The 24,987-nt window shown below is 64.0% G+C and carries 22 protein-coding genes; 6 read left to right on the top strand and 16 right to left on the bottom strand.

Annotated features, from left to right (window positions below; translation table 11 throughout):
- Positions 1–280: 280 nt before the first annotated feature.
- The 9 genes from NY78_RS06460 to hmcA form a co-directional block, all read right to left on the bottom strand.
- On the bottom strand, positions 281–2,188 hold the full coding sequence (locus tag NY78_RS06460; protein WP_043633239.1) for a hybrid sensor histidine kinase/response regulator: 1,908 nt from the start codon (positions 2,186–2,188) through the stop codon (positions 281–283).
- Between the two features lie 207 nt (positions 2,189–2,395).
- Positions 2,396–2,752: a response regulator gene (locus tag NY78_RS06455; protein WP_043633237.1), complete on the bottom strand. Its 357-nt coding sequence runs from the start codon at positions 2,750–2,752 to the stop codon at positions 2,396–2,398.
- A gap of 41 nt (positions 2,753–2,793) precedes the next feature.
- Positions 2,794–3,723, bottom strand: a complete 930-nt coding sequence (locus tag NY78_RS06450; RefSeq protein WP_043633232.1) for a universal stress protein — start codon at positions 3,721–3,723, stop codon at positions 2,794–2,796.
- Positions 3,724–3,779: 56 nt separating this feature from the next.
- Positions 3,780–5,186, bottom strand: coding sequence for a sulfate respiration complex iron-sulfur protein HmcF (gene hmcF / locus NY78_RS06445; RefSeq protein WP_043633230.1), 1,407 nt, complete (start codon positions 5,184–5,186; stop codon positions 3,780–3,782).
- 36 nt (positions 5,187–5,222) lie between these two features.
- On the bottom strand, positions 5,223–5,900 hold the full coding sequence (gene hmcE, locus NY78_RS06440) for a sulfate respiration complex protein HmcE (RefSeq protein ID WP_043633228.1): 678 nt from the start codon (positions 5,898–5,900) through the stop codon (positions 5,223–5,225).
- Positions 5,901–5,933: 33 nt separating this feature from the next.
- Complete coding sequence (hmcD, locus tag NY78_RS25730; protein ID WP_269430863.1) at positions 5,934–6,068, bottom strand: sulfate respiration complex protein HmcD; 135 nt, start codon at positions 6,066–6,068, stop codon at positions 5,934–5,936.
- 17 nt (positions 6,069–6,085) lie between these two features.
- Complete coding sequence (gene hmcC, locus NY78_RS06435) at positions 6,086–7,261, bottom strand: sulfate respiration complex protein HmcC (RefSeq protein ID WP_043633226.1); 1,176 nt, start codon at positions 7,259–7,261, stop codon at positions 6,086–6,088.
- Entirely contained in the window at positions 7,261–8,313 is a 1,053-nt protein-coding gene (gene hmcB, locus NY78_RS06430; protein WP_043633221.1) for a sulfate respiration complex iron-sulfur protein HmcB, read from the bottom strand. Before hmcB ends, hmcC begins: the two co-directional genes overlap by 1 nt.
- Before the next feature lie 28 nt (positions 8,314–8,341).
- Positions 8,342–10,108: a sulfate respiration complex hexadecaheme cytochrome HmcA gene (gene hmcA / locus NY78_RS06425; protein ID WP_043633219.1), complete on the bottom strand. Its 1,767-nt coding sequence runs from the start codon at positions 10,106–10,108 to the stop codon at positions 8,342–8,344.
- Positions 10,109–10,380: 272 nt separating this feature from the next.
- On the opposite strand from hmcA, the gene NY78_RS06420 reads away from it, so the two are divergent.
- The 4 genes from NY78_RS06420 (at position 10,381) to divK (ending at position 14,878) form a co-directional block, all read left to right on the top strand.
- Positions 10,381–11,481, top strand: a complete 1,101-nt coding sequence (locus NY78_RS06420; RefSeq protein WP_043633216.1) for a TOBE domain-containing protein — start codon at positions 10,381–10,383, stop codon at positions 11,479–11,481.
- Positions 11,482–11,574: 93 nt separating this feature from the next.
- On the top strand, positions 11,575–13,923 hold the full coding sequence (locus NY78_RS06415; protein WP_043633214.1) for a PAS domain S-box protein: 2,349 nt from the start codon (positions 11,575–11,577) through the stop codon (positions 13,921–13,923).
- 97 nt (positions 13,924–14,020) lie between these two features.
- Positions 14,021–14,380 carry a response regulator gene (locus tag NY78_RS06410; protein WP_043633211.1) on the top strand — a complete coding sequence of 120 codons (360 nt, stop codon included), beginning with the start codon at positions 14,021–14,023 and terminating at the stop codon, positions 14,378–14,380.
- A 141-nt stretch (positions 14,381–14,521) separates the two neighbouring features.
- Entirely contained in the window at positions 14,522–14,878 is a 357-nt protein-coding gene (gene divK / locus NY78_RS06405; RefSeq protein ID WP_043633210.1) for a DVU0259 family response regulator domain-containing protein, read from the top strand.
- Between the two features lie 111 nt (positions 14,879–14,989).
- Here divK and cadR read toward each other — a convergent pair whose 3' ends face one another.
- Positions 14,990–15,466 (bottom strand): Cd(II)/Pb(II)-responsive transcriptional regulator, encoded by a 477-nt coding sequence (cadR, locus tag NY78_RS06400; protein WP_043633209.1) that lies wholly within the window; start codon positions 15,464–15,466, stop codon positions 14,990–14,992.
- Between the two features lie 82 nt (positions 15,467–15,548).
- On the opposite strand from cadR, the gene NY78_RS06395 reads away from it, so the two are divergent.
- Together NY78_RS06395 and NY78_RS06390 are read left to right on the top strand one after the other, a co-directional pair.
- Positions 15,549–17,909: a heavy metal translocating P-type ATPase gene (locus tag NY78_RS06395; protein WP_043633208.1), complete on the top strand. Its 2,361-nt coding sequence runs from the start codon at positions 15,549–15,551 to the stop codon at positions 17,907–17,909.
- A gap of 87 nt (positions 17,910–17,996) precedes the next feature.
- Positions 17,997–18,746, top strand: coding sequence for an SDR family NAD(P)-dependent oxidoreductase (locus tag NY78_RS06390; protein ID WP_043633207.1), 750 nt, complete (start codon positions 17,997–17,999; stop codon positions 18,744–18,746).
- Between the two features lie 108 nt (positions 18,747–18,854).
- On the opposite strand, the gene NY78_RS06385 is transcribed toward NY78_RS06390, so the two are convergent.
- The 6 genes from NY78_RS06385 to NY78_RS06360 form a co-directional block, all read right to left on the bottom strand.
- On the bottom strand, positions 18,855–19,445 hold the full coding sequence (locus NY78_RS06385) for a single-stranded DNA-binding protein (protein ID WP_043633206.1): 591 nt from the start codon (positions 19,443–19,445) through the stop codon (positions 18,855–18,857).
- A gap of 26 nt (positions 19,446–19,471) precedes the next feature.
- The gene (locus NY78_RS06380) at positions 19,472–19,819 is read right to left on the bottom strand and encodes a hypothetical protein (protein ID WP_043633205.1); all 348 of its coding nucleotides are present in this window, start codon (positions 19,817–19,819) and stop codon (positions 19,472–19,474) included.
- Between the two features lie 3 nt (positions 19,820–19,822).
- Entirely contained in the window at positions 19,823–20,473 is a 651-nt protein-coding gene (locus NY78_RS06375) for a hypothetical protein (RefSeq protein WP_043633202.1), read from the bottom strand.
- Positions 20,474–20,869: 396 nt separating this feature from the next.
- Positions 20,870–23,119, bottom strand: coding sequence for an acetyl-CoA carboxylase (locus NY78_RS06370; RefSeq protein ID WP_043633197.1), 2,250 nt, complete (start codon positions 23,117–23,119; stop codon positions 20,870–20,872).
- A 42-nt stretch (positions 23,120–23,161) separates the two neighbouring features.
- Entirely contained in the window at positions 23,162–24,580 is a 1,419-nt protein-coding gene (locus NY78_RS06365; RefSeq protein WP_043633195.1) for a biotin carboxylase N-terminal domain-containing protein, read from the bottom strand.
- Positions 24,561–24,983: a PilZ domain-containing protein gene (locus tag NY78_RS06360; protein ID WP_231583800.1), complete on the bottom strand. Its 423-nt coding sequence runs from the start codon at positions 24,981–24,983 to the stop codon at positions 24,561–24,563. Before NY78_RS06360 ends, NY78_RS06365 begins: the two co-directional genes overlap by 20 nt.
- Positions 24,984–24,987: the final 4 nt, after the last annotated feature.

The raw sequence follows: 24,987 nt of genomic DNA, 5'->3' as shown, positions 1-24,987 counted from the left end.
AGCGGGTTACAGGCGTGGCCGCATTTCATTGGAAAAAGAGCAACCAGACAGAGTGAAGCCAATCACCGCCTTACCTTCACTCATCTCTTGTCTTTCTGGGCGAACCGGTTGGACGCAATTGGGGCCGCCGTGCTCCCCGCGCTTCGCGGGGAGTGTCGGCGGCCCAATTGCGACCAACCATGCGGCATAGCCGCCAAGCGCTCCCGCGCCCCCTTTCAGGGGGTCCGGGGGGGATGATCCCCCCCGGCCGCCGGAGGCACTCTTCGCCTTTTCTTCCTGCCTATCCCTTCGGAATGACTATATGAAACTGCGTCCCCACCCCAGGCTCGGAGGTCAGGTCGATCACCCCGCCGTGTTTTTTCACCACGTCGTGGGCGATGAAAAGGCCGAGGCCGGTGCCTTTGAGGCCCTTGGACGAGAAGAACAGGGTGAAGGCTTTTTCGCGGGTTTCCTGGTCCATGCCCATGCCGTTGTCGGCAATGTCGAACAGGATGGCCTCGCTGGTGGCCGTGGCCTTGAAGCTGATGGCGTGGGACTCCTTGGCGGTGTCGGCCACGCAGGCGTCGATGGCGTTTTCCAGGATGTTGACCAGGGCGGCCGAAAGGTTGGCGGTATCGAGGGAAACCAGCCCCAAATCGGGGGGGATGTCGCAGGCAAAGGCGATGTGTTCCCGGGCGGCCTTGGGTTCGACGACCTGGGCGACGTTGGTGGCCAAGTGGCTGATATCCACGGGATCGCCGGCCATATCCCGGGATTTGGCGTAGTACAGGACATTGAGAACGAGGTTTCGCACCCGGCCGACCAGGGACTTGATGGTGTCGCCGGCGTCGGCGATGCGGGCCGCGTCATTGCGCTTGATGCCGGATTCCAGGCGGTAGACGCCGCCTTCCAGGGCGGTCAGCATGCCTTTGACGCCATGCGAAATGGACCCGAGCATGAGACCAAGGGAGGTGAGATGGTCTTGGAGTTCGCGGATGCGGGTGATGTCCGAGGACAGGGCCATGACCTCGGTGATGTCGCCGTTGCCGTTGCGGATGGGCGCGGAAAAGGTCAGGACGTTTTTGGTGCGCCCGTCCAGGCAGGTGACCACGGCTTCCAGGGTGTGGGGCGCGCCGTCGGCAAAGGTGGCGTCCACCGGGCAATCCGGGCAGGGGCCGTCGCGGTGGCGGAAAATTTCATAGCACAGTTTGCCAACGCCTTCGCCAAAATCTTCCTTGAAAAGCGTGTTGTTGGCCACAATGCGGTAGTCGCGGTCGCGCACGGCAATATAGCAGGGCGTGGCCTCGAAAAGGTCCATGTACTTCTGCTGGGTGACCCGCAGTTCTTCCTGGAGGCGTTTGATTTCGCTGACGTCAACAGCCATTTCCAGAACCAGCTCGGGCTTGCCGTCGACGGTGCTGATGGGCGAGGTGTGGACCATGACCGGCAGTTCCCGGCCGTTTTTGCACAGCATGGTCTCGCGGGAACGCTGGCCCTTGCCGGTTTCAAAAGTCTTCCAGACCGGGCCGTCAAAGCCGCGAAGCGCCTGGCCCACGTAGACTTCCCAGCTGTGGTGCCCGACCATTTCGCCCAGGCGGTCCTTGTAGAGCTGGTTGGTGGCCACGACTTCGAGCGAGCGGTTATGCACGGCCACAAAGCACGGCATTTCATTGAAGTAGCCGGCCTTGTCGCCAAAATCGGCCGACAGGCCGGAGATGGCCTGGCACATGGTCTCGACCATCTGGCCGGCAGCGACCTGCCGCTCCAGTTCGACCACGCGGTGGGACTTTTCCTGGACGAGTTTTTCCAGATTCTGGGTGTACTGCTTGAGTTGGCGGCGCAGGGCCAGCTTCTCTTCGATGCGCTTTAAGGCCGCGTCCAGAATGTCGTGATTGATGGGCTTGGTGACGAAATCAGCGGCTTCGTACTGCAGGCAGCCGATGGCCAGATCCATGTCCCCGTGGCCGGAGATCATGACGACTTCGGTTTCCGGGGCGTGGGCTTTGATGCGTTTGAGCAGCTCCAGGCCGTCCATGCCCGGCATCTTGATGTCGGTCAGGACAATGGCCGGATCGACGGCATCGAACATTTCCAGGGCCTGGGCGCCGTTCTCGGCGGCATGGACCTCATAGCCCAGGTCGGCGAGGAACATGCCGAGGAAGCGGCGGATATCTTCCTCGTCATCGACGAGCAAAAGGCGTTCGCTCATGGCCGTGGGTCCTGTGTCGCCTTGGCCGCTTCGCCGGCAGCAGTCGTGAGACCGGAACCGGCAGGCGTCCGACGTCCCCAGTACAGCCCGGGACGATCCGGCGTCGCCTGGACCGCGTGTGCGGTCAGGGCGGGCCAAGCCGCGTTTTGTGGCTCATGATCCGTTTCCCCGGGACACGGCCGGTTGCCGCGCCCCGGGGAATCGGGATTACGAGCCTATGGTTTCGCGCACAAGATCGAGCAGTTCCTTTTGTTCAAAGGGCTTGCCCAGCGAACCCACGGCGTTGGGGATGACGTATTTAAGCCCCGTATGGCCGGTAATGACAATGATCGGGATATTGGCGTAGGTCTTGCCCCGCTGCAGCGCCCGGTTGAACCACGGACCGGTCTTGTCCGGCATCTCGATGTCGAGCGTGATCAGGTCGGGTGTTTGGGCGGCCAGCACTTCCAGGGCCTTTTCCCCGTTCTCGGCCACGATGGTCTCGTATCCGTTGTCGGTGAGCAGGGTCTCCAGGTATTCCCGGATATTGGGATCGTCGTCCACGATAAGGATGGTCTTGGGCATGGTTCCCTTTCTCCTTTTGCGTCCCCGGGAGGTGTGGGGGCTTACGCCTCGGCCGCCTGGGGCAGCTTGTCGGGACGGTTGACGCTCACCACCGGGCAGGAAGCCCGCACGATGACTTGCTCAAGCGTGCTGCCGAAGGGGCGCTCGTCGGGATCGACGTCGCGGGCGTGGTGGGCCAGAACGATCAGGTCGGCCTGGCGTTCACGGGCGAACTTGACGATTTCGACGTACGGCGTGCCTTCCCATACCTCGGAAGTAAACCGTTTGAAATCCCCAAGTTGCAAGGCATATTCGTGGTGCAGCCGACGCCGGGCTTCGGCCAGCTTGGCCTCGATGCCATCCTGGGTCAGCGCAATGGCCGATTGGAAGCGGCTCAAATCCACGCAGTTAAACAGGTGCAGTTCTCCGTCCACGGCCTGGGCCACGGTCTTGGCGAACTGGAAGGCCGATTCGGACGCCTTGGAGAAGTCCGTGGCGAAGACGATATTGGAAAACCCGCCCCAAAAGGAGGCCGACGGGCGGCTGACGGTCAAAACCGGGCACCGGGCGGCCTTGGCCACCTTGCGCAGGGTGTCGCCGACCACGCCGCGCTTGTAAAAGCCGGCTTCCTGGCCTTCGGCCGGACCGCACAGGACGATCATATCGACGTCCTTGGCCCGGGCGATGCGCAGCACTTCGCGCGACGGCACGCCGACGGCCACTTCCAGTTCGACGCCGGAAAGGCCTTCGAGCTGTTTGGCATAGGTGGTGCGCAGCTCTTCGGCCACGCCCTCGATGTACTCGGCATCGACGTCGACTTCTTCACCGCTGCGGATATCGATCACCACATTGCTGTCGCCCTTGCCCGGAATGCCGAGCACGTGGAACAGCGTCAGCTTGGAGCCGTATTGGCGGGCCATGTCGAAGGCCACGCGGGCGGCGCTGTCGCAGCCTGGCGAACCTGTGGTCGCAAAGAGTATCTTTTCAAACATTCCAAACCCCTATTTCAGGTTAGAGGTGGAGGTTGCCTGCACTGGCGCACCCCGTCCTATTCCTCGTCGCCCGCTTCTTCCTGGGGCTTGAGGTGGTCTGGCACGATGACCATCTTGATCAGCAAGGGCTTGAGGAAGGACCAGTCAATGTGGATGTGGTACTCTTCCTCGAGGTCGCGGATGGCGTCCCAGCAGTTGTGGCAGGGCGCAATGACCAGCTTGGCTCCGGTGGCCAAAATCTGATCGCGCTTGGTCAACAGCGCCTTGTTGCGCTGGGGCCGGAACTTGCCGATGCCGTTGAAGCCGCCGCCGCCGCCGCAGCAGTAGTTATGCTCTTTGTTGGGCGTCATTTCAACGAGATAGCCCGGTTCCACGAGGTAGGAGAGGATCTCGCGGGCGGTCTCGGCCAGACCCCAGTTGCGGATGTAGTTGCAGGAGTCCTGGTAGGTGACGGTCTGCTTGATCCGCTTGGCCGGGTCGATCTTGAGCTTGCCGGTGCGAAGCGCCTCGGCCACCCACTGCACGTAGTGGATGTACGGCGCAGGCGGCTGGCCGTCGGGACGTCCGGCCCAGTACGGGCCTTCGATGACGGTGGCCCGGTGGGCGTGGCCGCATTCGGTGCCGATGACCCGTTTGGGTTTCAGGCGGTCGATGGCGGCGTAGACGTTTTCCACCTGCAGCTTGCAGGCTTCCCAGTCGCCTGCAAACATGGACAGGCTGGTCTGTTCCCAGCCTTCGCTGGGCACGGTCCAATTCTCGCCGGCAATATGGAACAGGATGGCCGCTTCGGCCAGATCCTCGGGATAGTGTTTGGGTTCGCGGGCATTGCAGGTGTACATGATGTCCGCGTCTTCCTTGTCCACCGGGATTTCAAGGCCCGGCCAATCGTCCTGCTGCTCCTCCTCCATCCACACGCAGGTCTCCACCCAATCTTCGGTGGTGACGTCCATCTGGGCGCGGTAGACGCGGTGCATGCCCGCGCCAATCTTCAACTCCCAGGGAACAAAGCCCTGGGAATAGAGCAGGCCGCGGGTGTAGCCCATCATGACGCCCATATCGATGCCGTGCGGGCAGTACATGGCGCAGCGGTTGCAGCAGGTGCACTGGGACCAGGCCACTTCCATGGCATGGCGCATGAACTCGTTGTCCACATCGCCCTTGCGGCGAACCATTTCGCCAAGCGTGGACTGGATCTTGTACGACGGCACCTGCTCGGGCTTGCAGTCGTTGACCAGATACAGGAAGCAGGAGTCGGCGCACAACCCGCAGCGGGCGCAGACGTCGAGCCAGGTCTGGGTGCGCGATTTACAGGTTTTCTGGATGGTGGCCCACAATTTCTCGCGGTCAACCTCCAGCGACAGCATTTCCTCGTAGTATTTCGTGCCGCGCGTATCGGAGAGCAGAGCCTTGAGCTCCTCCTCCGTGTTGATCGGCCGCTTATTACAAAAAATCCCTTCAGGCATGACGTTTCACTCCTTGGCGATGTCCCGCCGGCCGGTTTACCAGACGATGCCGCTGCCGCGCTGGCCGCCGCGTTTGACGCCGAAATCAATCCCGATCTGAGCCCGGGAGCAGAAAAACAGCACCGCGTGGGACAGCTTGGTAAAGGGCACGGCAATCAGCCAGATTTCGCCGGTGATGATATGGGCCAGAAGCCAGCCATTGCCGTCGCCGGACTGGTGGGCGGCCACAAAGCCGGTCACCAGGGGGGCGAGGCTGATGGCCATGATCATCAGATCGTGGCGCGTGGTGATGATGCGCACTTCGCTTAAGGCAAAGCGGCGCAGCAGGATGAACACGCCGGCCAACACGGCCAGGATGGTCAGGACATCGGCCAGTCCGGCCGGCATGGTCGGCCAGGACAGGCCGAAGCGTTCGGCCACGATCATGACGTGGCCAAACAGGAACAGCGGCACGACGACAAGGCCGATGTGCAGCAGGAAGAAGGCCGTGGCAAAGACCGGCTTGGCCCGCCAGCTGCACGAGGCGAACGGGATGAGCCAATGGAAGATGGACTTCATCGCGCCTTTGAAGGCCAGATCGGGGTAGTGGCCGTAGGCCACCCGGTCAAGCTGCCAACTTAAGCCCTTGACGTATTTGTAGGCGCGCCAGGCGCAGCCGAGGATGCATATGGCAAACGACAGCCACAGCATCGGACCCGTCAGGAATGCATACATGGTGTTCTCCTTGGTGATCGCGGTCCGATCAGCCTAGTAGCGGCGTTTACGCTCTTCCTTGTCCGTGAGGAAGTGCCAGAATCCGACAAAGCAGATCAGCAGCACGCCCATGAGCACGTAGGTGATGCTCTTGTTGTGGAGCATCAGGTCTTGCAGCGTATTAAACATGGCGTAGTTCCCCTATCCTAGTGGGACGAGTCTTTATAAGCCGGGTGGACGTAGAAGATCGGCATCCGCGTGACGATGAACCGGAAGGCGATGATGCCAAGGGTGATCACGAACAGTGAGATGGTGATCTCGCCAATGCTCGGGAAGTAGCGATCGGCGCTGGGCAACTGCCAGTTAAAGGCAATGAGGCTCACGTCGAAACGGTTGAGCATGATGCCGATAACGGTCCAGGGGGCAGCCACCCGGACCAGTCCGATGTTGCGATCGCGGTAGCCCACGGCGTAGCAGTAGCAGGGCAGGACCACGAAGCCGACGACCTCGAAGAGCCACCAGGCGCCGTAACCGGTGAACAGGTAGGGCCAGCGGTTGTCCATGGCCAGACCGAGCACCTTCATGGCCAGATAGCCGGCCATGACCCAGGCCGAGGCCTTGGCAAAGGCGAACTGCAGGTCGAGGTAGCCCTCGTTGTACTCGCCGTCCATCTTATGATGGAAGTACTTGTGCGAGATCGTGCCCTCGGTGATGACCATGGACATGCCGGCAAACATGCTCGACATGAAAAACATCACCGGCAGGTACGGGGTATACCAGAGCGGGTGCAGCTTGGACGGGACGATGAGATACAGCGCGCCAAGCGAGCTCTGGTGCAGGGTCGAGAGGATGACGCCGAAGATGGTCAGCCCCATGGTGAGCTTGATAAGGATGCCCCGGTACTTGTCAAAGCCCCGCTTCCACTCGAGAGCGACCGGCAGGTATTCGAGGAAAAGCACCGTCAGGTAGATGAACACGCACAGGCCGACTTCAAACAGGATCGACGTGGTGCCCTGCTGGTAGAAGATCGGATAGGGCAGCCGCCAGGGCCGGCCCACGTCGTAGTTGAGGGCAAAGACGACCAGGGCGTAGCCCAGGAAGGCGGTCAGGATGGCCGGGCGCACCGCGCCGTGAAAGCGCTTGAACCCGAAGATGTAGCAGGCGGCCGAGGTGGTGTAGCCGCCGGCGGCCAGGGCGACGCCGCACAGGAGGTCAAAGCCGATCCAGATGCCCCAGGGGTTGTTGTCCGAGAGGTTGGTGACCGAGCCGATGCCCATGGTAAAGCGCATGATGGTGGCCACGACGCCGGCGGCCAGGATAATGCCGGCCAGGATGTTCCACGGCGTAAACAGCGTACCGCTTTTGGTGTGTTCCGTCGACATTAGGCGTCCTCCCCTTCTTCGGCGGCCTTGGCGGCGGCTTCAAGGGCCTTTGTGACCTCGACCTCGATGCGCCGCTTGTTGGCGACCTCGGCCTTGGCCAGCTCTTCGGAGAGTTTGGCGGCGGCATCGGCGCTGGCCGTGGCAATGGCAGCGGCCACGGCAGCCTGCTTCTCGGCCTCGGCGATCTTGTCCTTGCGCTTGGTGATGGCGTACAGGCCGGTCAAAAGCACCGGCCAGATGCCGGCCACGGCCGGCACGGCGGCCAGCGCCCCGGAGGTCAGTTCCGGAGCCGAGGCCGTGCCCAGGTTCTCATCCATGCCGATGGCGGCAAAGGACGGCTTGGGCGCGATGTAGAGCCAGCTCGTGCCGCCCATCTCCCGCTCGCCGTAGACATGCTCGACGTAGCGGCCCGGAGTCCCGCCAATGCGGTCCCAGGCGATGTTGAGCAGTTCGCGGCGCTTGCCGAAGAGCAACGCCTCTTTGGGGCAGGCCTCGACGCAACCCGGCAGTTTGCCTTCGAGCAGGCGCGGGTAGCACATGGTGCATTTCATCACGCGCGGGGTAAACGCCTTGTCGTATTCGTAGGTCGGGATGTTGAACGGACAGGCCACCATGCAGTAGCGGCAGCCGACGCAGACCGACTCGTCGTACACGACCGCGCCGGTTTCCGTCTTCTTAAAGGCCGCCACGAAGCAGGCCGAAGCGCAGGCCGGCTCCATGCAGTGGTTGCACTGGCTCTTGCGAAAGACCGGCGGCTTGCCGGCCTCGGGAACGTATTTGTTGACGATGGTATAGGTTTTGGCATCGGTGCGGCGAATGGTATCGAGCACCGAGAGATCGTCAAAGGCCTTAGCCGGTTTGGGCAGCTCATTGACCTGGTTGCAGGCCGCTTCGCATTTGCGGCAGCCGATGCAGCGCGTGGCGTCAAAGAGCACGCCGCCCGCATTGGGCAGGCCCTTGACATCGGCGCTGGAGGCGGCCTGGGCCGAAACGCCCGTGCCCATGGTCACCCCGGCTGCGCCCAGCAAGCCCAGAAAGTGTCTTCGTTTCATCGTAGCGAGACCTCTGCTGGTTTGGGTCCTATTTCTTCTTGTCCTTGTGGCAACCGGTGCAATCCGTGGCCACAGGAACAGGCTTGGCATCCGCAGCCTTGTCCACAACCTTGCCGGCAATTCCCATCGACGTATGACAGCCCATGCACTGGGTGTGGTAGGCGGCCTTGAGCGCCGGACGAGCCGAAGCAGTGGTGGTTTCGACGGCCTGATGGCAATTGCTGCACCGCGGCGGAGTCGTCGAAGCCGGGCTGTTGTGGTGGCAGCCCTGGCAGACGGCCGCATCGGCGGCGTGGAAGGCCCCGGCCAGCTTGCTGTCCTTCATGCCGGCGAGCATGGACAGGACGATCTTGCGGTGCGGCAGGACCGACGGCTCGTAGTCCTTGGACAGCGACCCGATGGTCACGGTCTCGGGGATGTCCTCGGCCGGGAAGGTGGCCGTGACGTCGCGTTTGCCGGCCAGGAGCTTCTTGGCCATGTCGGCTTCGGCGGCGGCGGTTTCCTTGGCGGCCGGCTTGGCCATCATGACGGCCGCGGCTTCCTTGAGGTCGCCTTCGGGCTTGACGTGGCAGGACCCGCACTGGGCAACGTCGCCAACGCCCTTGACGCGGGAGTCGTGGCAGCCGGCGCACTCGGGCTTCTTCTGGAGGACGGCGTGGCAGCCGGCGCAGCTCTGGGAGGCGCCGACCTTGTGCATGGACGCTTCCAGGGTGACGAAGCCGCCGTCCTTATTGCCGGCCGGCGTGTGGCACTTGGCCGCGCAGGACGTCAGGGAGGCATGGTGGCAGGAAACGCAGGTCTCGTTTTGGGCTTCGTGGGACTTGTGGTCAAAAGGCACGGCCGGCATGCCGGCGTAGGGCTTGACCGGCTTGCCGTCAACGATCAGGGGCGCTTCGGCCACGGCCGGACGCACCATGACCAGATCGGGCTGGCCGCGCTTGATGCGCAGATCGGCTCCCTGGGGAACCTTTTTAAGCGACGTTTCGGCAATGGCCTTCTGGTCCAGCGGGCCATGGCAGCCGGCGCAGGTGACCGGACCGGTGGCCACATCCTTGCCGGCAGCGGCCGTGGCCTTGTGGCAGGTCACGCACTCGCCGTGAGCGGCCAGACGCAGGGAGCGGATCTCCTTGGGCTGACGCTTGGCGTCCACGGTCGTGGTCTCGCCGTGACAGTAGGAGCAGGACCCGGGGACGTCTTCCGGCTTGGGGGCGGCAATGGTCTTGCCGGCCTTTTCGCTGTAAATGTGGTGGCAGGAGCCGCATTTGTTCTCGGCTTTTTCCTGAGTGGCGGCGTGCCGGTAGTGCAGGCGCTTGTCCACGGTGATGGGCTGCCAGTTGGAAGCGACATCCGGCGTGGCGTTGTGGCAGCCTTTGCACTGGACATCGGTGGGGCCGGTCTTCTGTCCGGCGGCCGCCATGTCCTTGTGGCAGCTGATGCAGCCATTGTGATAGACGTCGCGCAGCTTTTCGCCGGACACAGGCGCACCGTCGCGCTTGAAGCCCAGCTGCATCACGCCGTCCTTGTCGGACGTGTGGCAGGTGCCGCATTCTTTCTTGTAAAAATCTTTTTGTTTGCCCAACGCTGTGGTGTGCTTGTCGTGGAGAAAGACCACCTTGGGCTGCGACAGGGAACCATAGGCCTGCATTCCGTCAATGGTGACGATGTCGGCCCGCTGTTTGTCGCTACCTGGCTGGCTGGCCATTGCCCGGCTGGCCGGCAAGGCGGACAAACCGCCCACGCCACAAATGGCCAGGACGGCCAGCAGCTGTCTCATGCGCCGTTTTCCGTTTTTCATACCTTCTTCGACCCTCTGCTTACGTGTTGCGTTCGCCCTTCCCCGGTTGGCAATAGACGTCGTGCTCCTGCCCGCGCACCTCCCTTGGTCCGTGGTCGCGTGAGTTCCTGCCCAACACAACCCGCAGGCAGCTTTGGCAGAAACTGTCTCTTGACAGTGTCAGCCAAACTTGTCACGAGTTGCAAAACTTGCGTGACAATAAAACTAACCGCTTTTGTGAAAATTGTCACCTTCTTTTTTCATTTCGTGATAAACGAAACCCGGAGGCCCCGTTGAGCGGCATTGACCTTGAGCATATCCTGGATGATATGGGACAGCCCATGCACGATGACTCCTCCGTGGCCCCGGCCGAGCCGCACGAGCCGAATTTCCTCTCGGCCGAACAGATGCAGCGCCTCGACGCCGCCTTCACCGCCTGGGTGTCCAAGGCCAAAGGCAAACGTTCGGTCGTCTCCCGAAACCGAGCCAGACTGGTCTTTTTACTGTTGCGTGCAACCGGGGCCAAACTCGGAGAAATCCTGGCCATCGATGACCGGACCGACTTCGTCCTGGCTTACCGCAAGGTGCTCCTTGGCGGCGGCAAGGGCGAGGACGCCAAACCCCGGCGCGAGGTCTATCTGCCGGGCGAGCTGCACGCCGAACTCAAGCAGCTGTTGCGCGACCCGGATTACACCCCCCACCGCGGGGGTATTTTCCATCTCGACCAAGGCTACATGCGCCGGGTCATCTATGACCGGGCCAGTGAGGCCGGCATCCCCAAGCATCTGGCCAACCCCAACACCCTGCGCCGTTCCAGGGCCGTGGAACTGCTGCACAACGGCGTGCCGCTCACCGTTGTCCAGCGCATTCTGGGGCATCTGACCGCCAACTCCACCGCCGCCTTCCTCGATCTGCCCGAGGAAGAACAAAAACGGATGGAGAAGCATTTTCTGGACCGGGAGAACCGGCGCTCGGCCGGGGTGCACAACACCTTTTTCGGCAAAGTGGCCACGGTCGAGATCGGCGAGATCCAGTCGCGCCTGACCGTGCGCACCCTGGGCGGCCATCTGCTGACCGCCATCATCTCCACCAAAAGTCTGGAGAGTCTCGGCCTGCGGGAGGGGGGACTGGCCACGGCCCGGATCAAGGCCCCGTGGGTGACCCTGGACGCCGCGCCGGCCGAAGATGCAACCGGGGCGGAAAACCGCTTTCGCGGGGTGGTGGAACGGGTGACTCAGGGGGGGGACGCGGCTGAAGTGGTGGTGGTCCTGACCGACGGCACCAAGCTTTCCGCCACGGTGGGACTGGATGCCTTGCGCGACATGCATCTGGGCCAAGGCGACGGCGTCTGGGCCGGGGCCAGCGCCTTTTCCGTGATCGTGGCCGCCGGCTGACGTCCGGCGTCCCAAGGCCGGACCCGCCCGGGCCGGTCCATACCGGGGTGGACGCCGCCCCTCGGCCGTCTGAAGGACAAGGAGGGTTGCGCCATGAGGCCCCGTTTCCTGCCCCTGGGGCTGGCCGATCTGGCCCAGGCCCTGCCGCGCCTGTTGCGCACCATCCGCTGTTCGCTCATTACCAAGCTGGCCATCGTCTCCGGCGTGGCCTTGATGTTTTTCTTTTTTCTGTGGTCGTCGCTCAACATCAACGCCATGAAGACCCTGACCACCGAAGCCACCATGTCGGACATGAACCGGCTGGGAAACACCATCAATCTTGGCCTGCACTACGCCATGCTGACCTATGCCCCGGACACCATCCGGGAAATCATCAAAAGCATCGGCACCCAGCAGGGCATCCTGTCCATCCGCGTCTACAATAAAAAGGGCCAGATCAAGTATTCCAACCTGATCTCGGAGATCGACGAGCTCACCGACATCAAGGAAGAGGGCTGCTACGTCTGCCACCGCACGGCCCCGCCCCAGGTCCATCTGGCCCTGCGCGAACGCACCCGTTTTTTTACCGATGAATCCGGCCAGCCCTGCATCGGCATTCTGCGACCCATCGAGAACGAACCGGCCTGCGTCAACGACGCCTGCCACGTCCACCCGGCCGACAAGAAAATTCTCGGGCTGCTCGACATCACCGTGTCCCAGGCCGCCAACGAGGCCACCCTGGCCAACTACACCGAACGCAACTTCCTGGCTGCCCTGGCCGTGGCCGGCGGCACCTTCCTGGTGTTGTTTCTGTTTACCCACCTGCTGGTCAACCGCCCCGTGCGGGCCATGATCCAGGCCACCCGGACCATTGCGGCCGGGCGCACCTTCCGGGGGGTGGACATCCGCCAGGCCGACGAGCTGGGCGAGCTGGGCCGGGCCATCGACAGCATGGGCCGGGAGGTCCTCTCCAAACAGGCCGAGCTGGTGCGCCAGAAAAACCGCTACCAGGATCTTTTCGAACACGTGCCCTGCACCATCACGGTGCAGGACAGCAACCTGCGTCTTCTCAGCTACAATCAGGCCTTTGCCGACGAGTTTCACGTCCATCCCGGCCAGTATTGCTACAAGGCCTACAAGGGCCGCGAGGAGCCGTGCGACAATTGCCCGGTCATCCGCACCTTTGAGGACGGCCTGCCCCATTCCACCGAAGAGATCACCCTCGACCGCGACGGCTGCAAACGGACCTTGTTCGTCAGCACCTCGCCCATGACCGACGAGTCCGGCAAGGTCACCTCGGTCATGGAAATCAGCCTGGACATTTCCCAAAGCAAGTTCCTGGAAGAGGAACTGGAACGCTCGCGCAAGAAATACCAAGCCATCTTCAGCTGCATCCCCACCGCCCTTTTCGTGCTGAGCCTGGACGACCTGACCATCCTCGAATGCAACACCCGGCCCCAGGCGCTGTACGGCTACGAACCGGGAGAACTGCTCGGCACGTCGTTTCTGGCCCTTTTCGACGAACCCGACCTTGCCCCCTTTGAGGCGGCCATCCGGGCCGAACGCCCCATCGACCGGGCGCGCCACCGCCGCAAGAACGGCCAGCATTTCTTTGCCGCGCTGCGCGTCTCCACCGCCGCCTTTCCCGGCAGCCAGGTCTATCTGGCCTCGGTCACCGACATCACCAACCGCCTGGAGACCGAACAGCAGCTCATCCAGGCCAGCAAGATGGCGACCCTTGGCGAAATGTCCACCAGCGTGGCCCACGAACTCAACCAGCCCATGACCGTCATCCAGACGATTTCCGATCTGCTGGTGCGCAAGGTGCGCAAGGGCCAGTGCGTGGATCAGGCCACGCTCACCGAAATGGCCGAGGGGATCAGCCGCCACATCGCCCGGGCCACCGGCATCATCAACCACATGCGGGAATTTGGCCGCAAAGCCGACCGCAACCTGACCGCCGTGGACATGGGGACGGTCCTGCACCGCACGTTCGAGCTTTTTTCCCAGCAGCTCAAGGTACGCAACATCGAGGTCGCCTTCGACATTCCCGAAGGCCTGCCCACGGTTGCCGCCCAGGCCAACCCGCTGGAACAGGTGTTTATGAATCTGCTCCTTAACGCCCGCGACGCCGTGGACGAGCACTACGGCTCCGCCAGCCGGCCGGGTGAAAAGCGCATCGCCATCACGGCCGGCGTCGAAACGATCGGGGAGCGGCAATTCGTGACCGCGAGCATCGCCGACAACGGGGCCGGCATCCCCCCGGAGGTGCTCGGACGCATCTTCGAGCCGTTTTTCACCACCAAGGAAGTGGGCAAGGGAACCGGCCTGGGGCTGTCCATCAGCTACGGAATCATCAAGGATTACGGCGGCGACATTGTGGCCGCCCCTGGTCCCGAAGGCGGCGCGATGTTCACCATCCGCCTGCCGGTCTGGCAGGAGCCCGGAGTCACACGCACCTGAGGCATTCCCCTGCCGACGCCGACGTTTTTTCCTTGCCTGCCGCCGGCAATCCGTTCCATAACGGCAAGGCACACCAACGCCGCCGGAGGCCCCCATCATGGCTCAGAAAATCCTGATCGTGGACGACGATCCGGATATTGTCGCCTACCTGGAAGACGTATTTTCCGACGAAGGCTACGACACCATCTCCGCCCGAAACGGCAGGCTGGCCCTGGCCGCTATTGAATCCGAACGCCCGGACGCCATCACGTTGGATCTGGAGATGCCGGATATGACCGGTCCCAAATTCAACCGTGCCCTGGAGAAATCCGGCCGCGACATCCCCATTGTGGTCATCACCGGCCATCCTGGCCTCAAATATGTCATTCCCGGCGCTCGGGCAGTCTTTGACAAACCCATCGACCGGCTGGCCCTTCTGGCCGCACTCCGTGACATCCTGGGGCCGCCCGAGGTCTAAAAACGGCGTCAGGCCTGGATTGGGGGATCGGTGCAATTCACGGTTGGCAACAGACGTGATTCGCGGTAGATACCAACAGGATGCGATACGGCACGCCCGGGACGAAGCCATCCTCCGGGCCAATTCCACAAGGAGGCGGGTATGGCGAAGAAAATCATGGTGGTCGACGATGATCCGCAGATCATCGCGTATCTGACGACCCTTTTTTCCGACAACGGCTACGACACCTGCAGCGCGTCCGACGGCGAAGTCGCGCTCAAAGTCCTGGAAAAAGAACGCCCGGACTGCATCACCCTGGACCTGGAAATGCCCAACGAGTGGGGGCCGCGCTTTTACCGCAAGTATTCGCAGAAAGAAGAATTCAAGGACATTCCGGTCATCGTCATCAGCGGACTGGACGGCCATGACCAATCCATCCGCAAGGCGGTTGCCGCCATCCGCAAACCCTTTGAGCCGGAAGCGGTGCTCGTGGCCGTGAAAAAGGCCCTGGGCGAGTAACGTCCCTTCCGCAGCCGCATTGGTTTTTTCCGGGCGGGACCAACTGGTCCCGCCTTTTTTTATGGCCGACGCCTGGACGGCGAACCAGGGTTTTGGCCGCACGCCCGGACCTCAGCGCCCCCGGCCGCACAAGCTGCCGCTATCCCCCAGACAGACGTGGCCTTCGGCCGGGCTGGCGTCAACACGCCCCCCGGGCACAGGCTCGGTCAGGCCCTGCAGGATGCCGCAGCTGGCAACCGGCGTCACCCCGCCGCACCGGTCCCGCAGCCCGACAAGCTGCTCCCGAAGATCGGCCAGACGCGTCAGCCGCTCGGTCACATGGCCGATATGGGCCTCGAGCAGGGCGCACACCTCCCGGCAATCCGCCCCGGCCCCGTCCTTTATGGCCAAAAGCGCCCGGATTTCCCCCAGACTCATCTCCAAGGCCCGGCAGTTGCGGATGAAAAGCAGCCGGGACAGATGCCCCTCGGCATAGAGCCGGTAGTTGCCTTCCGACCGGTCCGGCTTGGGGAGCAGGCCCTCGCGCTCATAATACCGCACCGTCTCGGGCAGACAATCCGACCGTTTGGCCAATTCGCCGATACGCATGGACGCCTCCTTGAAAATATCCCTTGACCCTGTACCAGCTCCAAGGTGTCTCATCGGAGTCGAAGTAGCAAGGAGGATGTCCATGCCCCATAACGACCACGACCATGGCCCCGGCCATGACCAGCCCCAGAGCCATATCCACAGCCACGACCGTGCCCACGATCACAGCCCGGGGCCTGGTTCCAGCCACGGCCAGGATCATGCCCCGGCTGCCGGGCCGTCGGTCCTGGGTCGCCTTGAGGCGGTCAATCCGTTTCCCTGTTGTTGCGGTGGCTCCTGCGCCGCGCCGACCGCCGGGACAACGTCCGCCGAGCTGCCCCAGGCCGCCCATACCGACACCTACCGCATCGAAGCCATGGACTGCCCAACCGAAGAACGCATGCTCCGAAAGGCCCTGGAGCCCATGCCCGGGGTCAAGGGACTGGCCTTTAACCTGCTTGGCCGGGAACTGACTGTCTGCCACGATCTGCCAGACCCCGGGCCCATCGTTTTGGCCATAGCCGATCTCGGCATGACCGCCGTGCCGGTGGTCCCGGGGACGGCGGGGGCCACCCGCGCCGGGGCGGCGACGTCCTGGCTCTCCCCCACCCTGGCCGTGGCCCTGGTCCTGTCTGTGGCCTCGGAATTATTGGAATGGTTCGGGCTGGGGACACCCTGGCTGCCGGCTGGATGCGCCCTGCTGGCCATCGCTTTAAGCGGCCTGCCCATCTACAAAAAGGGGCTTATTGCCCTGCGCCACCGCGACCTCAACATCAATGCGCTCATGAGCGTGGCTGCAACCGGCGCACTGTTCCTGGGGCAGTTCCCCGAGGCGGCCATGGTCATGACCCTTTTTGCCGTGGCCGAGAAGCTCGAATCCGCCTCGCTGACCCGGGCCAAAAACGCGGTCACCGCCCTGTTGGCCCTGGCCCCCCAGGAAGCGACCGTGGGCCGGACGGACGGCAGCTTTGCCGTGGTCCCGGCCGACGCCGTGCCCGTCGGGACCACCGTGCGCCTGAGGCCCGGTGAGCGCGTGGCCCTGGACGGCATGGTCACGGCCGGCCGGTCGTCGCTGGACCAGTCGGCCATCACCGGCGAGAGCCTGCCCGTGGAAAAGGCTCCGGGCGATCCGCTCTTTGCCGGCAGCGTCAACCAGGAAGGCGAACTGCACTACCAGACCACGGCCCTGGCCACCGATTCCACCCTGGCCCGCATCACCCGGGCGGTTGTGGCCTCGCCGGGCAAACAGGCCCGCACCCAGCGGTTCGTGGACCGCTTCGCCGCTCTCTACACGCCCTCGGTTTTTACGGCCGCCGTGGCCGTGGCCGTGCTGCCGCCGCTGGTCCTTGGCGCATCCTTTGCCGAGTGGATCTACAAGGCGCTGGTCATCCTGGTCATCGCCTGCCCCTGCGCCCTGGTCATTTCCACCCCGGTGTCGGTGGTCAGCGGTCTGGCCGCGGCGGCCCGGCGCGGCATCCTGATCAAGGGCGGCCTGTTTCTCGAACAGGGGCACGCCATCGGCACGCTTGTCTTAGACAAGACCGGCACCATCACCACCGGCCGGCCGGTGGCTACGGATGTTGAGAATCTGGCCGGCGACCCTGGCGTCAACCGGTCGATTGCCGTCAGTCTGGCCGCCCGGTCGGATCATCCCGTGTCCAAGGCCGTGGCCCGGGCCGGACGCGAGGACGGCGTGGCCCTGCTGCCCGTTACCGACTTCACCGCCCTGCCCGGACGCGGCGTGCGGGCCATGGTTGAGGCCACGCCCTACCACCTGGGCAACCACCGGCTCATTGAAGAACTCGGCCTGTGTTCGCCGGCCATCGAAGCCCGGCTGGACGCCCTGGAGGGCGCCGGCAAGACAGCCGTGCTCCTGGCCGACGCCACCGGCGTCCTGACCCTTTTTGCCGCTGCCGACGCCCTGCGCCCGCACAGCCGCGAGGCCGTGGCCGAACTGCACGCCCTTGGGGTCAAAACCGTCATGCTCTCCGGGGACAACGCCCACACGGCCGCAGCCATTGCCCAGGCCGTCGGCATCGACGCGGCCAAGGGCGACCAGTTGCCCGAGGACAAGGCCGCAGCCGTGGATGCCCTGGCAGCCCAGGCGGCCCAGGCCGGCGGCGCGGCCCTGATCGGCATGGTCGGGGACGGCATCAACGACGCCCCGGCTCTGGCCCGGGCCGACATCGGCTTTGCCATGGGCGCGGCCGGCACGGACGCGGCCATCGAAACGGCCGACGTGGCCATCATGGACGACGACCTGCGCAAGATCGCGGCCTTTATCCGGCTCTCCCGGGCGACCGTTGCGACGCTTAAGCAAAATATCGCCCTGGCCCTTGGCCTGAAGGGAGTCGTGCTGGCCCTGACCTTCCTCGGCTATGGCTCCATGCTTTTGGCCGTCTTTGCCGACATGGGCACCAGCCTGCTGGTCATTGCCAATGGGCTGCGGCTCTTGCGGCGCTAGCGGGCAATGCCCCGGCTGCGGTTTGACAGACTGTCTCCCGGCCATACCTATGGGAGAAGTTTGGAAACCGCATACAGGAGTTGTCGTATGCAAAAGGAACTGACTGGAAAAGTCGCCCTGGTCACCGGCGGGTCGCGCGGCATCGGCGCAGCCACGGCCCGGGCGCTCGCGGATAAAGGCGCGGATGTGGCAGTGAGCTACGCAGCCTCGGCCGAAAAGGCCGAAGCCGTGGTCAAGGAGTTGACCGCTCTCGGGGTCCGGGCCGCAGCCTTCAAGGCCGACCAAGCCGCCCCGGCCCAGGTCCGGGGGTTGATCGCCGACGTGGTCGCCCACTTCGGCCGCCTGGACATCCTGGTCAACAACGCCGGGGTTCTGACGCCGGGCCGCCTGGATGATCCCAGCGTGGACCCCGACGCCCTGGCCCGACAGTACGCCGTCAACATCGGCGGCGTGACCACGGCCATGCGAGCCGCCGTCCCGGTCATGGCCGACGGCGGGCGCATCATCATCGTGGGCTCGTGCGTGGCCTCCCGGGCCGCCTTTCCCGGGTTGGCCGATTACGTCGCCACCAAGGCGGCCGTGGCCGGCTACGCCAAAGGCGCTGCCCATGACCTGGGCCCGCGCGGCATCACCGTCAACGTGGTCCAGCCCGGCCCCACGGCCACGGACATGAGCCCCGATTCCGGCGACTTTGCCGCCGTGCTCAAGGCCAACACGGCCCTTGGCCGCTTCGCCAGCCCCGAGGACATCGCCGCCGGCATCGCCTTCCTGGCCGGTCCGGGGGCGGCCTACATCACCGGCACAGCCCTGGCCATCGACGGCGGCTTCGCCGCCTAAACGCCTTCCAACGCAACAGAGCCGGTGCGACCAGCCCAAAAGCGGCAGTCGCACCGGCTCCATTTGCCGGCCTCCCCTGCCCTGGCAGGGGAGGCACCCGGAAAAGCCTTAGAACGGCACGTCGTCCATGCCCGAGGCTTCGGAGGGAAAGGCCGGTCCGAGGTCCTCGTCGGGGCGGGACTGTCCGCCACCATGCTGCGGTCGGGGTGCCCCGCCCTGCTGCCGGGGGGCTCCGCCGCCATACCCGCCGCCTTGCGGCCCACCCTGGCCGCCGGCCGCCGGACCGGGACGCCGGGGCGGCTGCTGGGGCGCAAAGCCTTCGTCGCCCATGGGGGCGTCGGCGGTCTGGCCGCTGCGCGAATCCAGGCCCTGGACCGTGTGGCCGGGGGCGGTCACCACCACCTCGGTGATGTAACGCTTCTGGCCCTGCTGGTCGTCCCAACTACGGGTGCGGATCGCGCCCTCGATATAGACCAGACGGCCCTTGGCCAGATAATTATTACAAAATTCCGCCGAACGGCCGAACACCTTGACCCGGTGCCATTCCACCCGGTCCACCTTGTTGCCTTCGCGGTCCTTGTAGGATTCGTCGGTGGCCACGGAGAACTCGGCCACCGGCTGGCCCGAAGGCAGATAGGTCAGTTTGGGGTCCTGCCCGAGGCGTCCGACGAGAATGACTTTATTGATGCTGCCGGCCATGGGGCCTCCTTGTGGCGTGGCGAATATTAGGGACGCGGCGCGAGCTTTTCCAGCTCGGCCAGGGCGTCTTCGAGTTGGTACGAGGCCTGGTCGGCAGCCTTGGCGTCGCGCTCGCCAAGCGCCCCTTCCAGGGCGGCCTTGGCCGCCGTGACCTTGTCCAGGGCCGGGGCCAGCGCCTGACGCTCAGGGGCCGGCAGATCGCCCAGGCGCACCTTGTCGTCAAGCGTCGCGGCCAATTCGATCAGCCCGCGATGGCTGTCGGCCGGGGTGGCCTCCACCGGCCAGGCCAGGGCATACAGTTTGGGGTAGCGCTTCTCGGCCGCCTCGGCGTCAAAGGTCTGGGCTATGACGCGAATCTGCAGATACTCGCCCATGAACTACTCCTTTTCCTCCCAGTCCGTGCGAACCCTGTTGACCACGTCCTGGATAAGGTCGGTCTGGTCGGCCGGACACACGCCCACAAGGGGCGCGCCCTGGTCCACGTTCTGGTCGTGCTGGAAGTAGACGGCATAGATGATGCCTTCGGGACCTTCGTAGAGCAGCGGTTTTTCCCGCTTCATGCGCGAAACGATAAAGAGTTCCAGGCCGGGCTTGACCGTGACCGAACGCGGCCCCGACGCCTTGACCTTTTTGTCGATGCTCGGAATAAAATAGTACTTGGCCCGCTCCGGGGCGCAGAAGAGATAGAGCACCTTTTGCAGGATATTGGCGATGACCTCGTCTTTGGACAGGTAGTGGCGGATGACCACCAGCGGCGTGCCGGCCTCGACGAAGCGGCCTTCATATTCGCGGTTGACGACCCCGACGATGCCCTTGGCGTTGGCGAAAAGCGGCTTGTCGTTGTTTTCCCGGGTCAGTTTGGCCAACAGCGTGCCCGGCTTTTCGCCGTAGACGCCGGTGATGCCGGTCACATGGGAACCGACTTCGATGCCGGCGAAGGTGGCCACGCCGGTATGGGGAGCGGCCACCACGATTTCCTCGTAGGGCGCGGCCTTGATATTTTCAAGCAGGGCTTTGACGTCGATCACAAGTAGCATCCCCCGTCGGCCGCTGGCGGCGCGACATTGGCAATTTACGGCTCTTTACAATGCGGCGGAGTGCGTCGCAAGCCAAATCGGATGTGCCTTTCCGGCCGGTGGCCGGATTGTCCCGGCAGGGGCGGGAGAACAGCGAGCGCTGCGTTCGCAACGCAGCGGTCCTGCGGCGCATCCCCCACTCTTTCAAGGGGGGGCCGGGGATCACCCCCCGGGGGCCGGAGCAGCGGCGGTTCCCGGCAAGCCCAAGCAGCACCGGCCACAGTCTCCCGGCCGACCGGATCTCACGGGCAAACCACCCGTTTAACCCTTTTCCCCTTTGCAGGGGTCCGGGGGGATCATCCCCCCGGCCGCCGGAGGCCTCTTCCCTCTTCTCCCTTCACCCTTCGCTCACCGATAATACAAATTCCGGCCGCCAATGGTCAGGAGCACCTGCTTGAGATTCTTGCGAATCTCGCGGCGGTCCCAGATGCCCTGGATATGGCCCCGGGCCAGGGCGTTATGGGCCTGGTGGTAGTCCGGCGGGATGTCGACGCCGGTGGTCTCCCGGATGACGCCCGGTCCGGCGAAGCCGATATTGGAGGAGCGCACGGCGAACTGGTAGGGCGAGCAGCCGAGGAAGCTGGCCACCGGGCCGGCGTAGGAGTTGGTGTCGTACAGGACCACGTAAAGCCCGCCGGCCTCGATGTAGCGCCGCACGGCCAGGGTGACCCGCGGCATCTGGATCAGGCCGTTTAGGCTTTCCTGGATTCGGATGCCGGCCGTGCCGTGGACATAGGCCAGGAAGGGATAGTGGCGGCGGCGCGCCCGGGCCAGAGCCCGGATGAACTTTTCGCCTTCGGCCGCGCCGACCGAGCCGCCCCGGAAGGCGGAATAGAGCACGGTGGAGACGAGCTTTATGCCCTCGATCTTGGCGTCGATGGAGACGCAGCCGGATTTGAGGCCGGTTTTTTTCTTGGCCGCGTCGAGCTTTTCCTCGAACCCGGGATAGTCCAGCGGGTTTCCGGCCTCGATTTCGGCGTCGTAGTCAACGATAGACCCGGCGTCAAAGACGTTGCCCATGACCCACTGGTATTCCATGGGAAAATGGTGGCCGCAATTGACGCACACCCCGGCAAAGTCGCCGTAGAGGTCCGGGGCCCAGAGGTCGGGGCAACCGTAGGTCTTGGCTCCGGGGCAGGTGACGGCCCGGTCTTCGGCCGCCTTGGGGCTGACGTAGCTCCAGCCGAATTCCTCCAGGCAGGCGCCCTGCTCGGGCTGGGAGAGTTCGGTGAGCATCCGGCTTTTTTCCGGGTCGCAGACCACGGGCGCGTTCTTGTCGCGGGTCTTGCGCAGCGGCGCAGTCAGCTTGTGGGCAACGAGGCGCAGTTCGGCTTCGAGGTCGCCGGCGGCCTTGGCCAGATTCTTGGTGTGTTTGCGCAGAAAATCGTAGCGGATAAAGGAATAGCCCGACCAGGCCAGGCTTTTGGCCCGGGAGGCGATGCGCTGGCCCGAGGGCCGGCCGTCGCGGAAGGCTGTTTCGGCCATGCGGCGGTATTTGCAGTAGCGTTTCCAGACGAGGCGGTCGGCAGCGGCATCGTCAAGGGTCCAGCGCACGAACATGTTGTCGGCGTCGTTGCCCTTGCGCCGCGAGGCCACCAAGGCCCGAAATAGCTTGAAGCCGGCGATGCCGAGGAACACCTGATCCGTGGCCTGGATGACTTCCTGGCGCAGGGTCTTGAAGAAATCGTAGTGATGCGGCCGCGCGCCCAGGGCCGGCTCTTCGAGGACCTTGTCGATATAGCCCATGCGCAGGTTGTCGGCAGCGGTGATGTTGAGCCGTTTGGCGCACTCGGCAATGAGTTCCGGGACCACGCGCTGGCCCTGGCGGATGCCGGACTCGATGGCGGCCGCGCCCTCGGGGGAGATGACGGAATAATAGCCGCGCGAGAGCATCATGCGCACGTCGGACAGGCCGATGGCCTCGGCCCCGCCGGAGCCGCCCTCGGAAATGACCGACACCACCGGCACCCGAAGGCCGCCCATCTCATAGAGATTGCGGGCGATCTGCTGGGCCGCGCCGGGATAGTCCTCCACCGGGAACGCGCCGGGGGTAAAGACATAGGTGTGGATCGGGATGCGCTCGGTCTCGGCCACCTTCATGTATTGCAGGGCCTTGGCATTGCCCCAGGGCTTGACCGAACCGCCGTTGCGAAATTCCTGGCCGTGGCCCTTTTCCTGGCCGATGACCATGACCGGCTGGTTGACCACCTTGTCGCCCTGGCGGCGGGTGATGTAGGCCCGGGCGATGAGCATGCTCGGATCGATGGAGTATTCGTCCTGGCCGCCGATCTCGGTGTAGTTGTCGTAGACGTTTTCCAGGATGTCTTTGAGCGACACCCGGGCCGGGTGGCGCACGATGCGGACCATATCCATGGGCACGAGTTCTTCGTCGAGTTTCTTTTCCAAAAACTCGAAAAGATCCTCGATCTGCCGGACCATCTGCGCCTTTTCGCCCGGGGAGGCCGCGCCCTCGCGGCCGGAGAACTCGTCGAGCCGCGCCTGCATCAACGCGATATTGGCGTTTTCCCGGCCGCCGAAGATGTCCTTGATATAGTTCAGGCGATCGGTCAGTTCGACCACACGCTTTTCAATTTCCATAATGCGTCTTCCCGAAAACGCCCGCGTTGGAGGCAGCGGACGTTAAAATTGCAGGATCGTGGCGGTTTTTTCCCGCAGGAAACGGACGTTGGACTTGAGTTCCGTTCCCGTGCCGTCAGCCCCGGACAAGGTCAGCTCGTCAAGATACTCCACGCCCCGTTTCTTGGCCTCGGCCAAGTCCTTGCCCCAGACAATGGCCAGGGCGAGGTTGGGATCGTATTCGGTGGGAATCTCGTAGGGCGCGTCCATGGGGATGTGGGTGTGCAGGGAGGCATAGGGCAGGGTCGGGGCCAGGAACTGGTCAATGCGTCCCACCCAGGGGGTGAACCGGTTGGCCGGGTCCTCGGCAATGATGCGGTACTCGATGCCAACGCCCTCAAAAGTGATGTCGGACTGGTCGTAGCCGATGGGATCGCCCAGACCCAGGCGGATCTGTTCGGCGATGATGTTGACGCCGCCCTGGCCGCGCACGCGCGAAATGGCTGCCGACACCCCGTTTTCCACCTGGATGCGGGTGTTGACTTCCATGAGGAAGGGCTGGCCCGTGGGCGAGACGATCCACTCCCAGGTGCCGACGTTGTCGTAGCCGGTCTCTCTGGCCATGGCCAGGGAGTAGCCCACGATATCGTCAAGGACCTTGGCCGCGTCAAAGGCGTAGCTGACCTCGCCGGGGCGGAAGCCCGGGGCGATTTCCACGCGCTTTTGCCGGCCGGTGGACTGGATGGTGCAGTTGCGCGTGCCGAAATGGACAATGCCCTTGCCGGTCCGGTCGGCCACGATCTGGACTTCGAGGTGGTTGAAATCGAAGATGCGCTGTTCGATCAGCACGCCCTCGTCGTGGAACTGGCGCTTGGCATAGTTGCGGATGCGCCGGTACACGGTCTTGAATTGCTCGATGTCGTAGATTTCCTCGATGCCCATGCCGCCGCCGCCGGCCGAGGCCTTGACCAGGACCACGGAATTGCTGATGCCCTGCTCGGCCTGGAAGGCGAACAGGGTTTCGGCGATCTCCTCGGCCTCCAGCTCGTCGTAGACGGGCCGGTCGGAACCGGGAACGGTGGGGATGGACAGGCTGCGGGCCAGACGCTTGGTGTTGATCTTGTCGCCAAGCGACCGGATGATGCGCCAGGTCGGTCCGATAAAGATCAGGCTGCGCTTGCGTTCGGCCACCCGACGGGCAAAGCGGAAATCCTCGGCGAAAAAGCCGTAGCCGGGATGGATGGCGGTTGCTCCGGCGTGGTCGGCCACGGCCAGAATTTCATTGGCGTCATGGTAGGAGCTGACGCGGTAGGCCGCGTCAGGGCCGCCGAGCGACCGGGCCAGGGCCAGATGGCCCGAGGCTTCGTCGGCCCGGGTGTAGACGCAAACAAAATCCAGGCCGAGCGAAACGCAAGCCTGGATGATGCGAATGGCTATTTCGCCCCGGTTGGCCACCAGGACTTTATGTTTTTTCGTCGACACGATCGGTCTTTTTATCCTCAGGGTTTTCGGCGTCCTCGCGCGATCTGCGCAAATCGATGCGCCGCTTTTGAATCTCCAGGATCAGCTTGTCGAGCCAGGCTTCCTGCCGCAAACCGAGCGCGCCAAAGGCCAGTCCGACAAGGCCGGCGTCGGCCCGGCGAACCACCGTGGCCGGCAGTCCGGCAATGAGTTCCCGTGGGCCGATGCCCAGGGCCAGACGGCAGACGCGTCCGGCAACAAGCCGTCCTTCGGCGTCGACCAGGGCCACGCCCGAGGCGCTGACGTCATGGACGACATACACCGTATTCTCATCGTCAAGGCGGGCCACGAGGCCCTTCACGCGCTCACGATGGGCCGCTCGTTTGCCGCCCTCGCCTTCCAGCTGGAACGTGACGTCCATCATACCC

The organism is Desulfovibrio sp. TomC (genome assembly GCF_000801335.2).
Taxonomy (GTDB): Bacteria; Desulfobacterota; Desulfovibrionia; order Desulfovibrionales; family Desulfovibrionaceae; genus Solidesulfovibrio.
The sequence above is the reverse complement of the archived record's forward strand: the minus strand, read 5'-3'. Positions and strand labels throughout refer to the sequence as shown.

Excerpts from the sequence above, each read along its gene's own strand:
- hmcF (WP_043633230.1), bottom strand. The coding sequence starts at position 5,186 with ATGCCTGAAGGGATTTTTTGTAATAAGCGGCCGATCAACACGGAGGAG.
- cadR (WP_043633209.1), bottom strand. The coding sequence starts at position 15,466 with ATGCGTATCGGCGAATTGGCCAAACGGTCGGATTGTCTGCCCGAGACG.
- hmcB (WP_043633221.1), bottom strand. The coding sequence starts at position 8,313 with ATGAAACGAAGACACTTTCTGGGCTTGCTGGGCGCAGCCGGGGTGACC.
- NY78_RS06380 (WP_043633205.1), bottom strand. The coding sequence starts at position 19,819 with ATGGGCGAGTATCTGCAGATTCGCGTCATAGCCCAGACCTTTGACGCC.
- hmcD (WP_269430863.1), bottom strand. The coding sequence starts at position 6,068 with ATGTTTAATACGCTGCAAGACCTGATGCTCCACAACAAGAGCATCACC.
- NY78_RS06455 (WP_043633237.1), bottom strand. The coding sequence starts at position 2,752 with ATGCCCAAGACCATCCTTATCGTGGACGACGATCCCAATATCCGGGAA.
- divK (WP_043633210.1), top strand. The coding sequence starts at position 14,522 with ATGGCGAAGAAAATCATGGTGGTCGACGATGATCCGCAGATCATCGCG.
- hmcC (WP_043633226.1), bottom strand. The coding sequence starts at position 7,261 with ATGTCGACGGAACACACCAAAAGCGGTACGCTGTTTACGCCGTGGAAC.
- NY78_RS06385 (WP_043633206.1), bottom strand. The coding sequence starts at position 19,445 with ATGGCCGGCAGCATCAATAAAGTCATTCTCGTCGGACGCCTCGGGCAG.
- NY78_RS06460 (WP_043633239.1), bottom strand. The coding sequence starts at position 2,188 with ATGAGCGAACGCCTTTTGCTCGTCGATGACGAGGAAGATATCCGCCGC.
- NY78_RS06370 (WP_043633197.1), bottom strand. The coding sequence starts at position 23,119 with ATGGAAATTGAAAAGCGTGTGGTCGAACTGACCGATCGCCTGAACTAT.
- NY78_RS06360 (WP_231583800.1), bottom strand. The coding sequence starts at position 24,983 with ATGATGGACGTCACGTTCCAGCTGGAAGGCGAGGGCGGCAAACGAGCG.
- NY78_RS06450 (WP_043633232.1), bottom strand. The coding sequence starts at position 3,723 with ATGTTTGAAAAGATACTCTTTGCGACCACAGGTTCGCCAGGCTGCGAC.
- hmcE (WP_043633228.1), bottom strand. The coding sequence starts at position 5,900 with ATGTATGCATTCCTGACGGGTCCGATGCTGTGGCTGTCGTTTGCCATA.
- NY78_RS06415 (WP_043633214.1), top strand. The coding sequence starts at position 11,575 with ATGAGGCCCCGTTTCCTGCCCCTGGGGCTGGCCGATCTGGCCCAGGCC.
- NY78_RS06390 (WP_043633207.1), top strand. The coding sequence starts at position 17,997 with ATGCAAAAGGAACTGACTGGAAAAGTCGCCCTGGTCACCGGCGGGTCG.
- hmcA (WP_043633219.1), bottom strand. The coding sequence starts at position 10,108 with ATGAAAAACGGAAAACGGCGCATGAGACAGCTGCTGGCCGTCCTGGCC.
- NY78_RS06410 (WP_043633211.1), top strand. The coding sequence starts at position 14,021 with ATGGCTCAGAAAATCCTGATCGTGGACGACGATCCGGATATTGTCGCC.
- NY78_RS06395 (WP_043633208.1), top strand. The coding sequence starts at position 15,549 with ATGCCCCATAACGACCACGACCATGGCCCCGGCCATGACCAGCCCCAG.